This is a genomic window from Mesorhizobium sp. M7A.F.Ca.US.006.04.2.1 (assembly GCF_004022915.1).
GTDB classification, from domain to species: domain Bacteria; phylum Pseudomonadota; class Alphaproteobacteria; order Rhizobiales; family Rhizobiaceae; genus Mesorhizobium; species Mesorhizobium ciceri.
In genome coordinates this window covers 12,673-28,454 of record NZ_RZQA01000006.1, presented here as the reverse complement: position 1 = coordinate 28,454, position 15,782 = coordinate 12,673, and the positions used below count along the sequence as shown (strand labels likewise).

The following is a 15,782-nucleotide window of genomic DNA, read 5'->3' as shown; positions in this document are numbered from 1 at the left end:
CCCATTTACCAGCACAAGCCGGCCGGCGCTTCGTTCTTCGAACTGTCGCGGCTGATGGTGGTGGGGATCGATTCCGCCAAGGGGCAGTTGATCCAGAAGGCGCAGCTTTCGCCGAACGGGCCATGGCCTTCGGCCTGGTCGTTCATCGCGCCCGGCGCCTGGGTGATCATGACGGCGGGGCTGACCAGGGACGGCCGCGTCGCGGTGGTCGCGCAGCCATCGGGAACCACCAACCTGTCCTTCATCACCGAGGACGCCAACCAGATCGGCCCGGTCGAGAAATGGACCGCGCCGATGAGCATTGGCACACCGCCCGGTGCCACCTCCTATCAGAAACTGACGATGGCGCGCGATGCCGATGGCCGCGTCGAAATCTTCCTCACCGACAATCTGGGCCGCATCTGGTGGATCTACCAGAACCCGGATGTGATTGTTCAAGTGCAGAAAACCATCACGCCGCCCGGCACGACGACGCCGATCGTCGTCACCGTCGACGAGCTCAGGCCGCCCGTCCAGCCGTGGAGCGCCTGGATCCAGCTGACCGGGCAGCTCGTGGCGATCACGGCGCTGCGCCAGGCAGACGGCCGCATCGCGCTGTTCGGCATCAACTCCGCCCTCCATCTCTATCGCTGCCAGCAGGCCAAGGCCCAGGCGCTGACGGTCGCCGACTGGACGCCATGGGTGCAGATCGACGCCGGCTACCCCTTCACGGAAATGGCGCCGATTGTCGGTCCGCTGGGCGGCACCAATCTGTTTGCCATGACGCAGCAAGGCCAGGTCCTGCACACCAAGCAATTGCCGGCCGGCTCCGATACCTGGACGGCCTGGGCGACGCCCGGCTACAGCAGGGTCCCCAAATACACGCTCTGCGCCGGCATCCAGGGCGATGGCGACATCATGCTGGTCGCCTCCGACCAGCAGCATGTCCACTCCTTCAACGCCCAATATGACGCCGCGACCCAGAACTGGTCGGGATGGCGCGATTTCAGCGGCTCGGGCGCCAACACCCGCCTGTCGCTCGATTACAATGCCGATGGCCGCCTTGCCCTGTTCTCGATGATGGTCCAGAACGACGGCACAAATGGTCTGTGGACCATCAACCAGATGGCCATGGACAGCTCCGAATGGGAGTGGACGTGGACGGCGCTGGCCACCAGCAACCTCAAGCAGATCGTCGTCGTGCGCGACCTGACGCCGCCGGTCTGACGTCAGGCAGCGTGACAGAGGCGAAGCAGGCGTATCGGCTCGCAGCCTGGTCCCGGTCGGAGAAGGCCGGGCTCGGCTTCCGCGCCGCGACAGAGGCGGATCTGCCGTTCCTGTCGCGGCTCTATGCCTCGACGCGCGTGGAAGAACTCGCCGTGACGGCGTGGACCGAGGCACAGAAGGCCGAATTCCTCGGCATGCAGTTCCAGGCGCAGCACGCGCATTACCAAAAACACTATCCCGAGGCCGACTGGCTGGTGGTGGAACGCGCCGGGCTGGACATCGGCCGCCTCTATATCGAGCGCTGGCCGAGCCAGCACCGCATCATCGACATTGCCTTCCTGCCGCATCATCGCCGCAAGGGCTACGGCACCGCACTGCTGCGCGATCTCATCGACGAGGCATGGTTAGCCGGCAAATCAGTATCGATCCATGTCGAGAAGCACAATCCGGCCAGGTGGCTCTATGTCAGGCTCGGTTTTGCGGTGGTCGAGGACAAGGGTGTATACGATCTGATGGCGTGTGCGGCGCCGAGGGGCGGGGCGGGGTGAGACGATGGCTGTCCCGCTGGCGTCAAGGTTTCGCGCCGCAGCGCAAGCGTCGCCTCAAAAAGCAAACGTCGCCTAGTTGAACACCGCTTCGTACAGCCGCCCGGCCGCATCGGCGGCGACCGGCACGATGAAGATCTCGTGGCTGCCGCTTTCCCCGGTGAAAAGGTAGGTCGCCTGCGGCAGCGCGATGTCGCGCGGGCCTCTGAACAGCAGCGAGAAACCGCCGCCCGGGCGCGGGCTGGCGGCGATGGGTTTGACCGCGCTCAGTTCGAGCGGGATCTGCTTGCCCCCGGCTTCGATGGTGAAGGTTTGTCCCTGCTCGAAATCCGATACCGACGCCATGCTATCAACCTCAATCCACCTTGCAGGCGGCACTGTCGCCGCTTCGCCGCAAGCTGTCCAGAGGCGGGCAGGCGGCGGTCGTGTTCCCCAAGACAATCGATCGCCGCAAATCCCAAAGATACAGCACCGCCTGTCCTTTTATGCGCGCAAGAGACGCTGTAGTACTTTGTCCTGCGCGGGATTCCTTTCGATCCAAGATCAGCGCAAACAAAGCATAGATCCCGGCTTCGGGACCATTGGCAGCCTGATGGGCGTGCGGGAGACGGATGATGGCGGATGCAAAGACGGACGTGACGGGCGATGCGCTGCCGCTGTTCTATTCGAGGCCCGAGGCGCTCAATCCGGCGCGGCACGGCTCGCTTGGCCTGACCGCGCGCAGTGACTTCGGCTTCGCCCGCTCGGCGCACGCCATTCCGGTGGTCGCGTCGGAAATGCCGGCGGCGATGCGCTCCTACCCGATCGTCTTCATCGGCCCGGCCAAGTCGCCGGTGATCATCACCGGCGTGCGCCAGAACGAGAATTTGTTCGTCGATGCCGACGGCAAATGGACCGGGCCGCACTACATCCCCGCCTATGTCCGGCGCTATCCTTTCATCCTGGCCGAAGACCCGACATCGGCCGGCCGGCTGACGCTGTGCGCCGACCGGGCCAGCAATCGCATCGTCGACCAGCTGCTGGCGCCGTTGCGCGACGACAAGATCCTGCCGTTCTTCGCCGGCAACGAGCCGACCGAAGCGACCAGACAGGCGCTCGCCTTCTGCAACCAGTTCCAGATCGACTTCCGAGCCACCCGCGAGATGGTCGAAAAGATCGATGCGCACGGCCTGTTTTCGCCGCGCCAGAGCAAGGTGACGCTGGAGGGTGGCGAGGTGCTCAACCTCACCGACTTCCAGGTGATCGACGAGCCGGCCTTCAACAAATTGAGCGACGAGGCGTTTCTCGACCTGCGCAAATCAGGCGCGCTCGGCCTGCTCTATTGCCACCTCGCCTCGACCAACAGCTGGACCTCGCTGGTGCATCAGGCATCGCTGCGGAAGGCGGATGGGGCGAAGGGCTGACTGTGAAAAGCTTGCGCGGTCGATCGTCTGGGCGGACAGGCGGCTAGGCAGCAACCCTTCTGTCGTGCCGCCCTTCCCTGATCTCCTCGGCGAGCTTGTCGCAGAACGCGTCGAGATCGCCGGGATTGCGACTGCTGACGAGCCCCTGGTCGGTGACGACTTCGGTGTCCTCCCACAGACCGCCGGCGTTGATCACATCGGTCTTGATCGATTTGTAAGACGTGACCCGGCGACCCCTTACGATGCCGGTCTCGGCGAGAAGCCAGGGCGCATGGCAGATCGCGCCGACGACCTTCTTGGCCGACCAGAACGATTCGACGAAGTCCAGGGCCTTTCGCTCGACGCGCAGCAGATCCGGATTGATGACCCCGCCAGGCAGGACGATCGCGTCATAGTCGTCCGACCGCGCCTCATCCAACGTCTTGTCGACAGGAATCTCCCGACCCCAGTCCTTGAGGTCCCAGCCTTTGATCTTGCCGCTTGCGAGCGACACGACATCGACCTCGGCGCCCGCCTCGCGTAATTTTTTGAGCGGAACTTCAAGCTCGGATCGTTCGAACCCGTTTGTCGCAAGGATAGCGACGCGCTTACCGGAAATATCCTGCATTGGTTTTTCTCCATCGTTAGGTGGTGGAGGGCTAACGAGGCGAGGCGGGAAGCGTTCCTGGCTGTAATTTTATGTGACATGAGAGGCGGATGGACGAAGCGCAGTTCGGCCCAAGCTCCCAGTTCGACAATGTCCAAAAACGAAAAAGCCGCGGCGGACCGCGGCTTTTCGATGCTTGATTTCCTTAGAGGAAATTGGAGCGGGTGAAGCGATTCGAACGCTCGACCCCAACCTTGGCAACCCATTGATTCGACGACGCTTTTCGTCACGCCAAGTAACTCCTTCATCCAGAAAACGATTGTCTATGGGCGCGGGGAGCGGAACGATCAGTTCCGTCGAGTTCCGTCGAAAACCGCGCCCTGCGGCTCCCCTCGGAAACCCGGCGAACGATCAACGAAGAGGACCCGGATACCCGGGGGAGCAAATGGCCACGACCAGCAAGAAGCGCCTTACGAACCAGTTCCTTGAACGCATGACACCGCCTAAGACCGGTCGGCTAGAGGTCGGTGACGACTTGTGCCCCGGTTTAATCCTACGGGTCTCCGATCAAGGGGCGAAATCCTTCTCGGTGATCTACCGGGTCCTCGGCGAGGGCGGCCAGACCGAATCCGGCCGCCATTTAGCCGGCAAACAGCATCGAATCACGCTTGGAAGATGGCCGGTGGTCAGTCTGGCAGACGCCAGAGAGCGTGCCCGGGCAATCTTAGGCAAGGCCGGCGCCGGCGCAGACCCGAGAGCCGAGCTGGCCTCTAGCGTGCGAGAGCGGCGGGCAAATACATTCTCGGCGGTATTGGAGCGACATATAAGGCAGGACGCAGCAAGGACCATATCGAGCTGGCCAAACGTCGAGCGGGTGTTGCGCCTGCACGTTGTGCCGCATTTGGGTGACACACCGATTGCGGATATCCGGCGATCCGACGTGCACGAAATCATCGACAACATTGTTGCAAGCGGCCGGATTGGAACGGCGCGTGAGGTCCGCAAGCAGATGTCACGCATCTTCAACTGGGCGGCCGACCGCGAGCTCATCGCCAACAACCCACTTAGCGGTATGAAGCGAAACGATCTGGCGCGAAACACGGAGGCCGGACGCGCGCTTAGCGACATCGAAATCCGCTCGATCTGGATGGCTGCGGACGATTTGCGTTATCCGTTTGGCTCGCTCTATCAGACGCTTATGCTTACAGGCCAGCGCCGGGCGGAGTGGGCCTTTTGCAAGCGTTCCGAGATCGATGCAGACAATCGGTGGCTGGACCTTGGCAAGGAGCGCTTCAAGAGCCGTCGCGAGCACATCGTGCCGATGTCGGCACCGCTCTGGGCTTTGTTCGAGCGGCTGCCAGTTTGGACCGGCGCCAACGACTACTTTGTTTTCTCGTCGCGGCATGGTCGTGTTCCAGTTGCCGGCTTCTCCCAGGGCAAGCGTGCGCTGGACGACCTGGCCCAGGAATATCTGCGGAAGGAACTGGGCAAGCCGGAAGCCATCCTCCAACACTACCGCATCCACGATTTCCGGGTGACCTGCGAAACCCGACTAGCGCATCTGGGCTTCAACCAGGAAGTTCGCGACGCCGTGCTCGGCCATGCCAAGCCGGGGTTGCAGAAGACCTACAACAAGCACGACTACCTGGAGGAGAAGCGGCGGGCGCTGCAGGCGTATGCTGAACACGTGCTGACCGTGGTTGTGCGTGGTAGCCAAGGGCGGCTATCGACTGCGGCCTAGAGCGGAAAAGCAGCCGGCGGCGTGGCCACGGTGATGGCTGGAGCGGCGAGCAGATCGGCAGGCTTCAACATGTAAACGGCCAAAGCATCACCGGCCTTGCATGTCCGTGAAAGCTTATTAGATGCGTTTCACAGCCAGCATCGATCGTCCGACAAAGGGATGGCCGAACGTCCTTGGCGACCGGAGCATCCGACTTGACAGAGAAAATCGCTGAGGTTGGGGAGAATCCATGTCGTGCACCATCTGAGGGAGAAACCACTACCATTTCATCTCAGGACGCGATGGAGGTTGCACGCCGCGTTCGGCGCGTTAATCCGACGGGCGACCCGAAGAGAGATACGCCCTTAATCGGCAAAGAGAGCAGCCTGTTCGAAGCAATGAAGCGAGCCGAACAAGCGCACAGAGATGCCCTGGGGATCGAGGCTGCGGCTCCACGCCAAAGGACGGCAAATCGAAAGCTGCTAAAGGCGCTGGAATCAGCTTTGCATGCCTTGGAGAATTCGTCGGTCAATCTGGCAATGATAGACCTCGATCTCGACAGGTCGTATGAGGAACCAGACAGCAATCGTGACCTGCGCGGCTTGCTTAAGAGAGCCGTAGCTGGCCTGAGAGCGGACGAGCACCTTATCCCCACGACCACGGACAGGTCTCTTCGCACTCCGATGAAGGATGACGCGGGCAAGGAGGTTCGCGTCAAGACCAGCGGTCTAAAGGCATTAGTCGGCGTGCTATTCGACTACGTCCGAAGTGAGACTGATATACCCTGGAGCGATCAATCGGACGAAGACGGGTCGATAGTCAACAATGGCGTGAGGCTGGCAAAGAAATTGAAGGCATCACGGAAAACGAGGTCGACTGTGAAGAAAAGGGCATCGGCACCGGCTCTCATGATGGTGTATGAGGTGGCCCGGCTCATCGACCCCGGATACACTGTCGACCAATGCTCGAACGCCATGCGGCCGCGCTAAACTTTGCACCCCTCGCCGGGTTAGCGCTTTTGCCCTGAGCACATTCATCACGCATTCCTCCGGTCACTGGTTACTGGAGGTGAAGAGTGGCAGATCGCTTTATCAGCATGGACGAGGTCATTGACCGGATCTCGTTCTCCAAAACGCACATTTATCGCAAAATCGCGGCAGGCTCGTTTCCGAGGCCAGTACCCCTTGGGCCACATAAAATTGCTTTCCTTGAACGGGAGATCGAGCAGTGGATGGCTTTGCGATTGGACGCGCGCGACTCTTTTGAGGGGGTACACGAGCGCAAGCTGCGCGCGGCTCGTGCCGCCAAAGGCACTCAATGAATCTCGGGTCGAAGGTTGTGCACCTCGAGGTGCCGTCTGGAGCGGCCGAAGGGGTAGATGGGCAGCAAGCCATCATGCCCGAGATGACGCCGGAAAAAGGCGACGGCATGGACGACAACAGTTTGCATGCGTTCCTGACAAGTCGACTGCCTCTGGCCTTGGTAAGAATTGACAAACGCGCCAGCTCAAATCAGCGATCAACATACTGCCGCGTCTTCAGAGACATTGACCAGGCCGTAGCATGGGCTCAGGCGAGCAACCTGGAAGGCGATCATATCTACGTCATCAACAATGCGCCGCCCGAAGGGTGGGCACCCCGGAATGGAAACCCACCAAAGGAAGCTGAGATCGCGCTGCGTACCCGGCTTCAGGTTGATCTTGACCCTGCAGGCGAGGATCATGATACCGCCCGCAAGCATGCGCTGGAAGTAATAGGGAGCATGCCATTACAGCCCACGATGATTGTGGACAGCGGTCGCGGTATTCAGGCGCACTGGGATTTGGTCGAACCCACAGGCGACATGCAGAAAGCGAAATCCGCAAATGAGGCCCTGATCGCTTGGCTACGCAAAGCGACCTCGCCAATGTTGGTAAAAGTTGACGGTGTTGCAAACGCGAATCGGATGATGCGCCTTCCGGGCTGCATCAACCACAAGACCGGCCGGACTGCGGCTATCATTTCAGCCAGTTCGGACCGCACTTATTCGCTCGAGCACTTCGCTGCCTTTTCGGTTGTAACAGTCGTGCCGGTGTCGTCACCGGCACGAGACGACAAGCCGTTCCATCCGAACTTCGCAGACAAGGTCAGCGGGGCGGACCCAAGCCCGATGCAGCGTGATCTCCTGCACGCGTTGTCTCACCTGACACCTGGAGATTTGGATTCGGTACCTGACTTGGCGAATCTTCCGACAGATTTGGCCCGGATGCAGGCGCGGCTGGGTGTACGAGGACCGAAGGACGTTAGGCTAAGCGGCGACGGTCAGGCGATCAGGGTTCCGCTTGACGAGGCGGGATATACTGAGAGCGAGGCTTCTCTTGCCTTTGCGGGAGAGTGTGTCCGAAGCGGCGCCCCATTGGAGCTCGCACTCTCCTTTCTGGTGAACGCCCACTGGGCGATCGGAGGTCATGCCAGCCGCCAGAACGACAAGTTTCGTGCGGCGCAGCGGGCGCTCGCAGAGGCGATCCTGAATAATGAGCCGGCGCCTCGCGTTGCCGGTGTCGACGGCGCGCCGGCATTCAGCCAAGAGCACCTGGCGCTGACTTTTGCCGAGGCGCACTGCAGCTCCATGCGCTACGTTCCGGAATGGGATCAGTGGCTCGTTTGGGATGGCCATCGGTGGGCAAAAGACAAGACCCTTGACGTTCACGACCGGGTTCGCCACCTGGCGCGCGACGCTGCCCGCCGAGTTGACAAAGCTTCTGAAGCTTACAGGCTCTGCTTGGCGAGTACCAGCGCTGCCGTTGAGCGCCTCGCGCGCTCCGACCGGCGCCTGGCGGTGCCGGCAGAGATCTGGGACGGAGACCTGAGGGTGTTGAACACGCCGGACGGCATCGTCGACCTCGATACGGGAAAAGTGCTTTCGCACGATCCCAGTGCGCATTGCACGAAGATGGCCCGCGTTGGCCCCGCAGGTGAAGGGATTGCGCCCGAACGTTTTCTCCGCTTTCTGTCGGAAGTGACTGACGGCGATCAGGAATACGTCGACTATCTTCAGCGGATGTGCGGCTACTTCCTCTCCGGCGAAACGTCGGAGCATGCATTGTTCTTTGCGTGGGGCACAGGTCGCAATGGCAAGTCGGTGTTCGTAAACACGGTCCGATTCATCCTGGGTGACTACGGTACATCCACGGCGACGGACACGTTGACCGCCAACAGCCAGCCGCAGCACCCGACCGAATTGGCTGATCTTCGCGGAGCGCGGCTCGTCACGGTGCAGGAGACCGAGGACGGTCGGCGATGGGCTGAGGCCAGGATCAAGCAGATGACCGGTGGCGATCCGATCAAGGCTCGCTTTATGCGGCAGGACTTCTTTGAGTATCTCCCGCAGTTCAAGCTATTCATTGCCGGAAACCATCGGCCCGGTTTTACCACAGTAGACGAGGCGATTCGGCGACGTATCCATCTGCTGCCGTTTACGGTCACCATTTCCGAGAAGAACGTCGACCGGAATCTGGAAGGAAAGCTGCGCGAGGAGGCGCCGGCCATCCTGCGCTGGATGATTGATGGGTACAGTAAGTGGCGCGCAGACGGACTGGAGCGACCTGCCCGGGTCAAGGCTGCCACACAGGAGTATCTGCAGGATGAAGATCTACTGGGCCGATGGATCAGCGAGTGTTGCGATCGTGATTTGACCCACAAGGAACCCGTTGCGGACCTCTTCGAGAGCTACATGATCTGGTGTCGGGCAGCCAATGAACGCGCCTTTTCTAAGAAGAAGTTCAGCTCAAGCTTGAAGGATCGCGGCGAGCGGCATGACGACACCGGCGGAAAACGCGGGTTCATCGGGCTGAGGCTGACCGCCGATGCCCGGGCCGCCGTGCGGAGTGCTCGGTCGGTCGTTGACGCCCCACCGTTCTGAGAGACGTCATGCGGATTATGCGCATGTCCTGCTTTCCCAAAAGAGGGGGGGCAGGTTGGCTGTGTCTTTCTGTTACAAAGCAGGGCGTCCGCATAAAGCGCATGATCTCCCCCTGTCTGTGCTCTCCGTCCCGCTGACTGCTGGTCGCGCTAACCTCGTCGAGCGGTCCCACCTTGGCGCATGTGCCAGCTCCATGGCCGCGTGTCACAACCGCGCCCAGCCCCGGCGGATGGTCGTCCGGGCACCGCAAGGAGCAAAAATGAACGACAAACTTTCTCGGAATACAGATCTCCGTCTTGCACTCGGTGAAACCGACAAACGTGAAGAGTGGGAGCAGTTCTATGAGCGCTACCCTACCCTGCGCGTCCGGCACGTATCACAGGCGATCCGACAGCGTACCCCTCTCCGATCGCGAAATTCCCTCGGAGGAGACGGCTTCTCAGGGTTCCAAGTCACTGCAGATGGACGAAGCTACACCGTCGTCGTCGTCGCTGATGACCCAACGGAGTGGACAATATTCGGCATCCACACGTTTCGCTCCTGGGTCCAATCGATGCTAGACCCGATGGCAGTCCATCATATCCTCGCCCTTTCGCAGAAGGCTGCGAGGAGTACGCATACCGCTGACTTTGACGTTTAGTCAAAACTCTCTCGGTCGACGGTCCGCATATGCCAAGGCCGGCCTGGTTCCAGACCGGCCTTCTTCCTGGCTACATGGCGGACCACTCTTCCGCGCGATTGTCATGACAGCGGCGGACCGTATCTAGACCGGGATGGGCCGCCAGCGTTAGGTCTGCGGACTATGAGGGTCCGACGCGAATGCAAAAAGCGCCTCGCCCATGCGCGCGTCGATGGCAGATCTTTCAGAAGCGAGCGCCAGAAGCCGAAGCTATTTGCGCCACGGCCGCTGGATTGCAGCAATCGTCGACGTCCAGGCAACCAGAGCGCCGGCCAGCAGTCGACGAACCCAACTGGGCCTCGGTGGTGCAAGGCGCACAGCATCTTCGACATCCCGCCTTTGCACAGCGGCAATGGCCTCAGGTGACATCGACCTTGCCCATAGAACACGGTTGTCCGAAACGATGTAATGCGACCGGCAAGGAAAACTCCAGTTGCCAACGGAAGGGGTCAGCGAGACCCTGCCATTTCGTTCGACTACGCCCCATTTGGCGGGGTTCAGCGGCGTCACCACTTCAAGACCGCAGCCGCAACAGCAAAGATGGGTGGCCGTGGAAAAACGTCGCGAGACGTACAGTACGCCCGCCTCGACATCGTCGGGGATGTATTCGACGAACCTTGGCTGAAGACGATCAACCGGCGCCATCAAGTCCCTCGGTGATGATTTCGCCGCTTGCGATGGAGTATCCGAGGTAGACCGACTGCCGGCTATCCCGATAAATCGTCGCCAGCTTCTTCCATTGCATGACCGCCAAGGCGGCGTTCAGCGCGTTTAGCTCGGCGACCTGGATGTTGCTGGTATATTCATTGGCGCCGCCGGCGTCGTCGGCATAGGAAATATGCGGTGCGGCAAGGCCGCGTGTTTCGGGCGTGCTGACAGTGACACGTACAATGCCCCCAAGGCGCCCATCGTCGACTGTCACGCCCATGCCGGCGTCGACGAACGAGATGCCATTGGCCACCAGATAGTCAATGACTGCGCGTTTGGCGTGACCGACATCCATGCAGACGAAAACAAAATCGAGGCCGGCCAGCGCCCCGACGTTCGTCTCATCGAGAAAAAATGCGTGCGGTTTGATTCCGCGGTGCAAGCGCGAATAAATACCAGCAAACCGGTCGACTTTCAGCATGCCATCCTTCAGTTCGTCCAGACTGGCAGCTCCTGGTGCGCGGAATGCGTTGTGCTGGGAAAACACGTCTCCATCGAAGAGATGGATTTCGGCGACCGAGCTCTTTGCGACGAGATCAAGAATATAGCTGCCTGTGCCGCCGAGGCCCGCAAAGCCGATCTTTTGTCCGGCAACCTTCGAGTTAATCGCGCCAATGCCGGCGCGGCTCGTTGCCGTGTCGACATACTGGAACACTGACTCCTCGGCCTCGGCTGCGATAGCTGAAAAAATCCGGGCTGTGGCGGTCGGATCGAGCTTTGCTGCCTCGCCGGCGATGCGCCCTATGTATGTCGTCATCTTGTGGTGGTAGTCGCGGTAGTCGGCCTTGGCGGAGAAGGTAAAGGCCGCATGCAGGCCAGGGGCCAGGTCCTGCGGCCCGGCTCCATTTTCGATCGACCTGATTTTGGCGCCGTCTGCATGGCACGGGTGTGCTCCAGTCCAGTAGCAGACATGCTTGCGGGGCTTCGCGGTGACATCCCCTAACAGCGACAGCGGCGAGATCAGTGTCGCGCGTTCTATGCTGCATGTGGAAGTGACAAAGGGGACGTTCCTGACAAGCAGGAAACCGTCCCGAATGTCGATGTCATAGCCCTCATTTTGCAGACGGAGCAAATCACGACTAAGAGCGATTGGTCGACGTGACATCGAACTCCATCCCGTCCTTGGTTTTCACCGACTGGCCTTCGACTAACGTGCCCGCCGGCTTGTTTCCTTGTCCGCGGGTGTACTGGACCGTGTACTGGATACCATCGCCGGTAGGATGGCCGGGAAAGGCGATGTCAACCACCTCGTCGAAGGAGATCTCCTCCTTCTTGGGCAAAGTTTTCGCACGTCCGTTCACGATGATCGTGACCGTCTTCTCTTTCCCGTGCGGGGCATTTTGTGCGGCGTCGGCGACGTCCATGGCTTTCTCCTTGATGCGGGTTCGAGCAATCAATTGCGAAATCGCAATCGATTTGATACCAGTATGGAGATTCGGGATAATTGCAAGATCGCAATCGATTCCTTTTTTGCAACGGAGACGACGTGACAGACAACTTTGATACGGAATCATTCTTCGCAGCACTGAACGCGACTCGCCTGATCAAGCAAATGACTTGGAAAGATGTCGCGGAGGCGACTGGAGTTGCCGCCTCCACACTATCTCGGATGGGCCAGGGCGCAAAACCCGATGTAAACGGGCTGGCTGCCCTTCTGAAATGGTCGAAGCTCAAGGCCGAATCGTTTATTCCTGGAACGACAGCAGGCGAGGCACCGGCACTAGCCAAAATCACCGCGCTTTTACGCGCCGACCCCAACCTCACGCCGACAAACGCCAAGCTGATGGAGGAGATTGTTCTCAGCACCTACAACAGGTTGAAGGAGAGCTAACTTGGCATTTCGGCATGGCTTCAAGGCTGAGGCAAACCGCATCGCGCTTAAAGTGCGCGATAAGATGGGGCTTGGGCCGATCGATCGAATCGATCCCATCGCGATCTGCGCCGAGTTCGACATTGTCTTGCTGAAGCTCAGCGAACTCGACTGCGACGCCAAAGCATTTCTCGGCAGGGATCAGTCCGCATTTTCTGCCGTGACCGTGCCGCGCGGTGCGACCACTGCGATCGTCCACAACGATTCGCACCATCCGCACCGACAGCGCAGCAACATCTGCCACGAACTGGCGCATTGCTTCCTCGGACATAAATGCACGCCGCCGCTGACAGCAAAGGGCGAACGCTCCCGCGATGGTGGAATCGAGGCGGAAGCCAACTTCCTTGGCGGCTGTCTACTCATCTCAAATGAGGCAGCGCTCAATATCGTCAGCCAAGGGCTGGTATCGGTTGCCAAGCAGCTGTACGGCGTCAGCCAACCAATGCTCGACTATCGATTGCGCGTCAGCGGCGCCCACACCATCCATGCGCGCCGGGTCGGTGCGGGCAGCCGCAATCGCGCCGGCGCCATTTCTTAGGCTGGCGTGACCTCGCCGCCTGTCGGGTCGGCGGACTGACCTCCATCGCGTCGCGATTGCCGCGGGAGGGACCCCTGCAAGGAACGGCGAGCCAGCTTTTTTGACCGGGGCGGGGACTCAGCCGGGTTCAACCGCCGAGGGATCGTACACTGGAAAAGTTATCCAATGTATGCCTGTCATGCATTGACAGAGAGCAATGTGCAATGTATCCCTCCTATACGTTGAATGATTGCGCAACAGACAACATAAGGGAGGCGACGATGACTATGGAAACCGAAAAGTTCACGGTGAACGTAAACAAGGAGGCGATGGCTGCCATTCGCGAAGAGGCTCGCGCCCAGGGCATCGAGGCCAGCGCTCTGATCCAGCGCGCCATCCATAAGCTCGCGATCGACACCGAGTGGATGGACAAGGCCACCAGCACGATGCTGAAGGCCCAGTACAAGACCATCGACAAGTTCGTTGAGCTCTCAAAGGTGCTTTTTGCCACGGGCCGCTTCGACGAGCACTTCGTGCTGACTGTGTTCCAGGCCGCCATGGAAAAGCCCGAGCTGAAAGCTCAGTACGAGCGCGCGATCGGCGGCGATGCTTACGCGGTCAAACTACCGGGCAAGACGCCGCTGAATATGTATCTCGGCTGGTACATCAAGAACGCGATCGGCGCCGAGCCCAAGGTCGACGCGAACAATCAGCCGGTGCGCGCACAGGTGCGCGGCGAACCAATCCAAAGCTACACTCTGTTGCGTCACAGCGGTCAGTAAGGGAGAAGGTCATGCAGATGACGATGGACAAGCTGAAGGCAATGTCGCCGGAACGGCGGGCAACGCTCTACGAAAATGCCAGGAAGCGCCTCGAACAAGGCGGTCAAGAAATTATAGACCTGATCAACGCGTCCGGCCTGCCGCTTCGTTCCGGCGGCATCACCTTCTCTGACCCGGTTCACCTCCGTATGGAAGAGATCGCATGGTCCAGTCAGGGCAAGAGACTCATGTTGGAAGCAACAGAGGCAGGTCTACCGGCCTTGGCAGGCGTCGAACCGTTGATCGTCGCTGACCTTGGACCTCTCTATCACCCGCATGACCTTGGGACCGTCGACGCCGGCTCCATAGTTGGTCAAGTGATGCGCCATCTCGGCTATGAACTCGTCGATCGCAACGACATGCCGCCGGGTTCCGTGGCGAAGACTGCCGCGACATGGAGGCCACGGGTTAGGTAGTTGACACGCGATGGATTGCAAAGCGCCATGGCGACGAGTCCGAGCACTTGTTCTTCATCATGATCTTTACGGATTCTCGGCCGCGCGCGCCTGGAAATGACAGATCTGTCTGGCCATCGAGGATGCGACAACGAAGCGTCATGGAGCGGCGTTAACGGCTGGTGCCGCTTGTAATTCGGGCAGGACGGCTGCCGCTTGCGTGGCCAGATAACCCTCGATCGTTTTCTTGGAGGCGAAGCTCTGCAATGCTCTAAGTGGCTCTGCGCGGATAGCGTCCTGCAGCGCGGCTATTCCCTCTTGAGTGATGTAGCGACGTTTCACCTTCGCGTCGTACTCATGGTATGGCAGTTCCATCAGGTTGAACGCCTTTAGCAGCGGCAAGACCCCGCTCTGGTTCAGTGCAACTTCGTTGCCGCACACCTGGTGCACGACGTCTGCCAACGCCGCTGCTGCTTCTGAGGGAAGGTTCTTGTCAGCTTCGGCAAGGGGCGCCCGGACAACTTCGCCTAGCGACACCTTTCCGACCACCATGTAAGCTGGCGATCCTTCTTCCTCCTTCTCAGTAAAGCGTCCCTCCTCAATGAAGTTCATGGAGCGCGCAGTCTCGTGCGACACGTACAGGTTGGTAGACTTGTTGGCATCGCCGAACGTGGTGATGTCTACAACTCCAGCGCGTTCCACGCCGACTCGCTCGACGGCTTCGATGGTCTCCAGCAGCATCGTCATGCGCCGCTCTTCGCGCGCATCGAGTAATGCCTTGAGTTCCGGGTAGCCGATGGCCGAGGTACGAGCCGTATAGCGGTAGTAGATAGTGGCCTCGATGATTACTGGCTCGGTTACCTTCTTGCCGGTTGGATCCGTGAAGCTCCGATTGCGTGTCTTGGTGCAGATCACCGGCCGGTCAAGCGCCGGCTCGACGGCCATAGCGAACACGGTTTTGCCGTCCACCTCATAAACCTTGCTCTCGAACGGCAGTTCTGGCGCGAAGTCTTGGCGCAGCAGCGTGGAGATGTCTGCCTCGTCGGCGATGTCCGCCGGCGGCGTGCCGACTATGACGCGGGGATTGTTGTCGACGCCAAAGACGAGAAAGCCGCCCTGGGTGTTGGCGAACGCAGCGATCGTGCGCTCATAGGCTGGAAGGTTGGCACGAACGAACGCCTGCTTAAATTCGAGCCGTTTACTTTCGCGGCTGGTCACTCTCAGCGTTCCGGCGTCATAGGCAATCAGATCGGACAGTTTTTCCGGCAACATCTCGTGGATCCTTGAAGCGTAGCTCCCGTCGGCGACACTTTCGTCGCACAGATAAGTGGCCGCCACCACCATGTGCTTTGGCGCGATCATGCCGGTATCGGCCGATCGCCGAATCGGCTCAATGCGCGCACGTTAGAGGCAAGATCTGTCTGGCACGAGT

The 15,782-nt window shown here is 60.2% G+C and carries 17 protein-coding genes; 11 read left to right on the top strand and 6 right to left on the bottom strand.

Annotated elements, in window-relative coordinates:
- Together EN925_RS00960 and EN925_RS00955 are read left to right on the top strand one after the other, a co-directional pair.
- Positions 1 to 1,206 (top strand): hypothetical protein (locus EN925_RS00960; protein ID WP_164894100.1); only part of this gene is annotated, 1,206 nt, incomplete at its 5' end.
- 11 nt (positions 1,207 to 1,217) lie between these two features.
- A complete protein-coding gene (locus tag EN925_RS00955) occupies positions 1,218 to 1,754 on the top strand; it encodes a GNAT family N-acetyltransferase (RefSeq protein ID WP_245461126.1) in 537 nt (178 codons plus the stop codon).
- A 72-nt stretch (positions 1,755 to 1,826) separates the two neighbouring features.
- Here EN925_RS00955 and EN925_RS00950 read toward each other — a convergent pair whose 3' ends face one another.
- Positions 1,827 to 2,096 carry a hypothetical protein gene (locus tag EN925_RS00950; protein ID WP_064992649.1) on the bottom strand — a complete coding sequence of 90 codons (270 nt, stop codon included), beginning with the start codon at positions 2,094 to 2,096 and terminating at the stop codon, positions 1,827 to 1,829.
- A 266-nt stretch (positions 2,097 to 2,362) separates the two neighbouring features.
- Here EN925_RS00950 and EN925_RS00945 point away from each other — a divergent pair, with 266 nt between their 5' ends.
- Entirely contained in the window at positions 2,363 to 3,154 is a 792-nt protein-coding gene (locus EN925_RS00945) for a SapC family protein (protein WP_245469494.1), read from the top strand.
- Between the two features lie 43 nt (positions 3,155 to 3,197).
- Here the strand turns inward: EN925_RS00945 and EN925_RS00940 are convergent, their stop codons facing one another.
- Positions 3,198 to 3,761 carry a type 1 glutamine amidotransferase domain-containing protein gene (locus tag EN925_RS00940; RefSeq protein ID WP_127384856.1) on the bottom strand — a complete coding sequence of 188 codons (564 nt, stop codon included), beginning with the start codon at positions 3,759 to 3,761 and terminating at the stop codon, positions 3,198 to 3,200.
- Positions 3,762 to 4,185: 424 nt separating this feature from the next.
- On the opposite strand from EN925_RS00940, the gene EN925_RS00935 reads away from it, so the two are divergent.
- The 4 genes from EN925_RS00935 (at position 4,186) to EN925_RS00920 (ending at position 9,360) form a co-directional block, all read left to right on the top strand.
- On the top strand, positions 4,186 to 5,481 hold the full coding sequence (locus tag EN925_RS00935; RefSeq protein ID WP_164766137.1) for an integrase arm-type DNA-binding domain-containing protein: 1,296 nt from the start codon (positions 4,186 to 4,188) through the stop codon (positions 5,479 to 5,481).
- A 194-nt stretch (positions 5,482 to 5,675) separates the two neighbouring features.
- On the top strand, positions 5,676 to 6,449 hold the full coding sequence (locus EN925_RS00930; RefSeq protein ID WP_127367971.1) for a hypothetical protein: 774 nt from the start codon (positions 5,676 to 5,678) through the stop codon (positions 6,447 to 6,449).
- Between the two features lie 86 nt (positions 6,450 to 6,535).
- Positions 6,536 to 6,781, top strand: a complete 246-nt coding sequence (locus EN925_RS00925; protein WP_245460873.1) for an AlpA family transcriptional regulator — start codon at positions 6,536 to 6,538, stop codon at positions 6,779 to 6,781.
- Positions 6,782 to 6,855: 74 nt separating this feature from the next.
- Positions 6,856 to 9,360 (top strand): phage/plasmid primase, P4 family, encoded by a 2,505-nt coding sequence (locus EN925_RS00920; RefSeq protein WP_164766138.1) that lies wholly within the window; start codon positions 6,856 to 6,858, stop codon positions 9,358 to 9,360.
- An 889-nt stretch (positions 9,361 to 10,249) separates the two neighbouring features.
- On the opposite strand, the gene EN925_RS00915 is transcribed toward EN925_RS00920, so the two are convergent.
- Genes EN925_RS00915 through EN925_RS00905 form a run of 3 tightly spaced genes read right to left on the bottom strand, consistent with a single transcriptional unit; the run spans position 10,250 to position 12,111 of the window.
- The gene (locus tag EN925_RS00915; RefSeq protein ID WP_127367969.1) at positions 10,250 to 10,684 is read right to left on the bottom strand and encodes a DUF6527 family protein; all 435 of its coding nucleotides are present in this window, start codon (positions 10,682 to 10,684) and stop codon (positions 10,250 to 10,252) included.
- Positions 10,671 to 11,852 (bottom strand): ThiF family adenylyltransferase, encoded by a 1,182-nt coding sequence (locus EN925_RS00910; protein WP_127367968.1) that lies wholly within the window; start codon positions 11,850 to 11,852, stop codon positions 10,671 to 10,673. Before EN925_RS00910 ends, EN925_RS00915 begins: the two co-directional genes overlap by 14 nt.
- Positions 11,827 to 12,111 (bottom strand): multiubiquitin domain-containing protein, encoded by a 285-nt coding sequence (locus EN925_RS00905; RefSeq protein WP_127367967.1) that lies wholly within the window; start codon positions 12,109 to 12,111, stop codon positions 11,827 to 11,829. Before EN925_RS00905 ends, EN925_RS00910 begins: the two co-directional genes overlap by 26 nt.
- Before the next feature lie 122 nt (positions 12,112 to 12,233).
- Here EN925_RS00905 and EN925_RS00900 point away from each other — a divergent pair, with 122 nt between their 5' ends.
- From EN925_RS00900 to EN925_RS00885, 4 genes are all read left to right on the top strand, one after another.
- Positions 12,234 to 12,578 (top strand): helix-turn-helix domain-containing protein, encoded by a 345-nt coding sequence (locus tag EN925_RS00900; protein WP_127367966.1) that lies wholly within the window; start codon positions 12,234 to 12,236, stop codon positions 12,576 to 12,578.
- A 1-nt stretch (position 12,579) separates the two neighbouring features.
- Positions 12,580 to 13,155: an ImmA/IrrE family metallo-endopeptidase gene (locus EN925_RS00895; RefSeq protein ID WP_127367965.1), complete on the top strand. Its 576-nt coding sequence runs from the start codon at positions 12,580 to 12,582 to the stop codon at positions 13,153 to 13,155.
- Positions 13,156 to 13,415: 260 nt separating this feature from the next.
- Positions 13,416 to 13,916 carry a hypothetical protein gene (locus tag EN925_RS00890; protein WP_127367964.1) on the top strand — a complete coding sequence of 167 codons (501 nt, stop codon included), beginning with the start codon at positions 13,416 to 13,418 and terminating at the stop codon, positions 13,914 to 13,916.
- A gap of 11 nt (positions 13,917 to 13,927) precedes the next feature.
- A complete protein-coding gene (locus tag EN925_RS00885) occupies positions 13,928 to 14,371 on the top strand; it encodes a hypothetical protein (RefSeq protein WP_127367963.1) in 444 nt (147 codons plus the stop codon).
- A 138-nt stretch (positions 14,372 to 14,509) separates the two neighbouring features.
- Here EN925_RS00885 and EN925_RS00880 read toward each other — a convergent pair whose 3' ends face one another.
- On the bottom strand, positions 14,510 to 15,712 hold the full coding sequence (locus tag EN925_RS00880) for an ATP-binding protein (RefSeq protein WP_127367962.1): 1,203 nt from the start codon (positions 15,710 to 15,712) through the stop codon (positions 14,510 to 14,512).
- Positions 15,713 to 15,782: the final 70 nt, after the last annotated feature.

What these genes read in the sequence shown, in the direction of transcription:
- EN925_RS00950 (WP_064992649.1), bottom strand. Translation starts at nt 2,096, where the DNA reads ATGGCGTCGGTATCGGATTTCGAGCAGGGACAAACCTTCACCATCGAA.
- EN925_RS00945 (WP_245469494.1), top strand. Translation starts at nt 2,363, where the DNA reads ATGATGGCGGATGCAAAGACGGACGTGACGGGCGATGCGCTGCCGCTG.
- EN925_RS00940 (WP_127384856.1), bottom strand. Translation starts at nt 3,761, where the DNA reads ATGCAGGATATTTCCGGTAAGCGCGTCGCTATCCTTGCGACAAACGGG.
- EN925_RS00935 (WP_164766137.1), top strand. Translation starts at nt 4,186, where the DNA reads ATGGCCACGACCAGCAAGAAGCGCCTTACGAACCAGTTCCTTGAACGC.
- EN925_RS00920 (WP_164766138.1), top strand. Translation starts at nt 6,856, where the DNA reads ATGCCCGAGATGACGCCGGAAAAAGGCGACGGCATGGACGACAACAGT.
- EN925_RS00915 (WP_127367969.1), bottom strand. Translation starts at nt 10,684, where the DNA reads ATGGCGCCGGTTGATCGTCTTCAGCCAAGGTTCGTCGAATACATCCCC.
- EN925_RS00910 (WP_127367968.1), bottom strand. Translation starts at nt 11,852, where the DNA reads ATGTCACGTCGACCAATCGCTCTTAGTCGTGATTTGCTCCGTCTGCAA.
- EN925_RS00905 (WP_127367967.1), bottom strand. Translation starts at nt 12,111, where the DNA reads ATGGACGTCGCCGACGCCGCACAAAATGCCCCGCACGGGAAAGAGAAG.
- EN925_RS00890 (WP_127367964.1), top strand. Translation starts at nt 13,416, where the DNA reads ATGACTATGGAAACCGAAAAGTTCACGGTGAACGTAAACAAGGAGGCG.
- EN925_RS00885 (WP_127367963.1), top strand. Translation starts at nt 13,928, where the DNA reads ATGCAGATGACGATGGACAAGCTGAAGGCAATGTCGCCGGAACGGCGG.
- EN925_RS00880 (WP_127367962.1), bottom strand. Translation starts at nt 15,712, where the DNA reads ATGATCGCGCCAAAGCACATGGTGGTGGCGGCCACTTATCTGTGCGAC.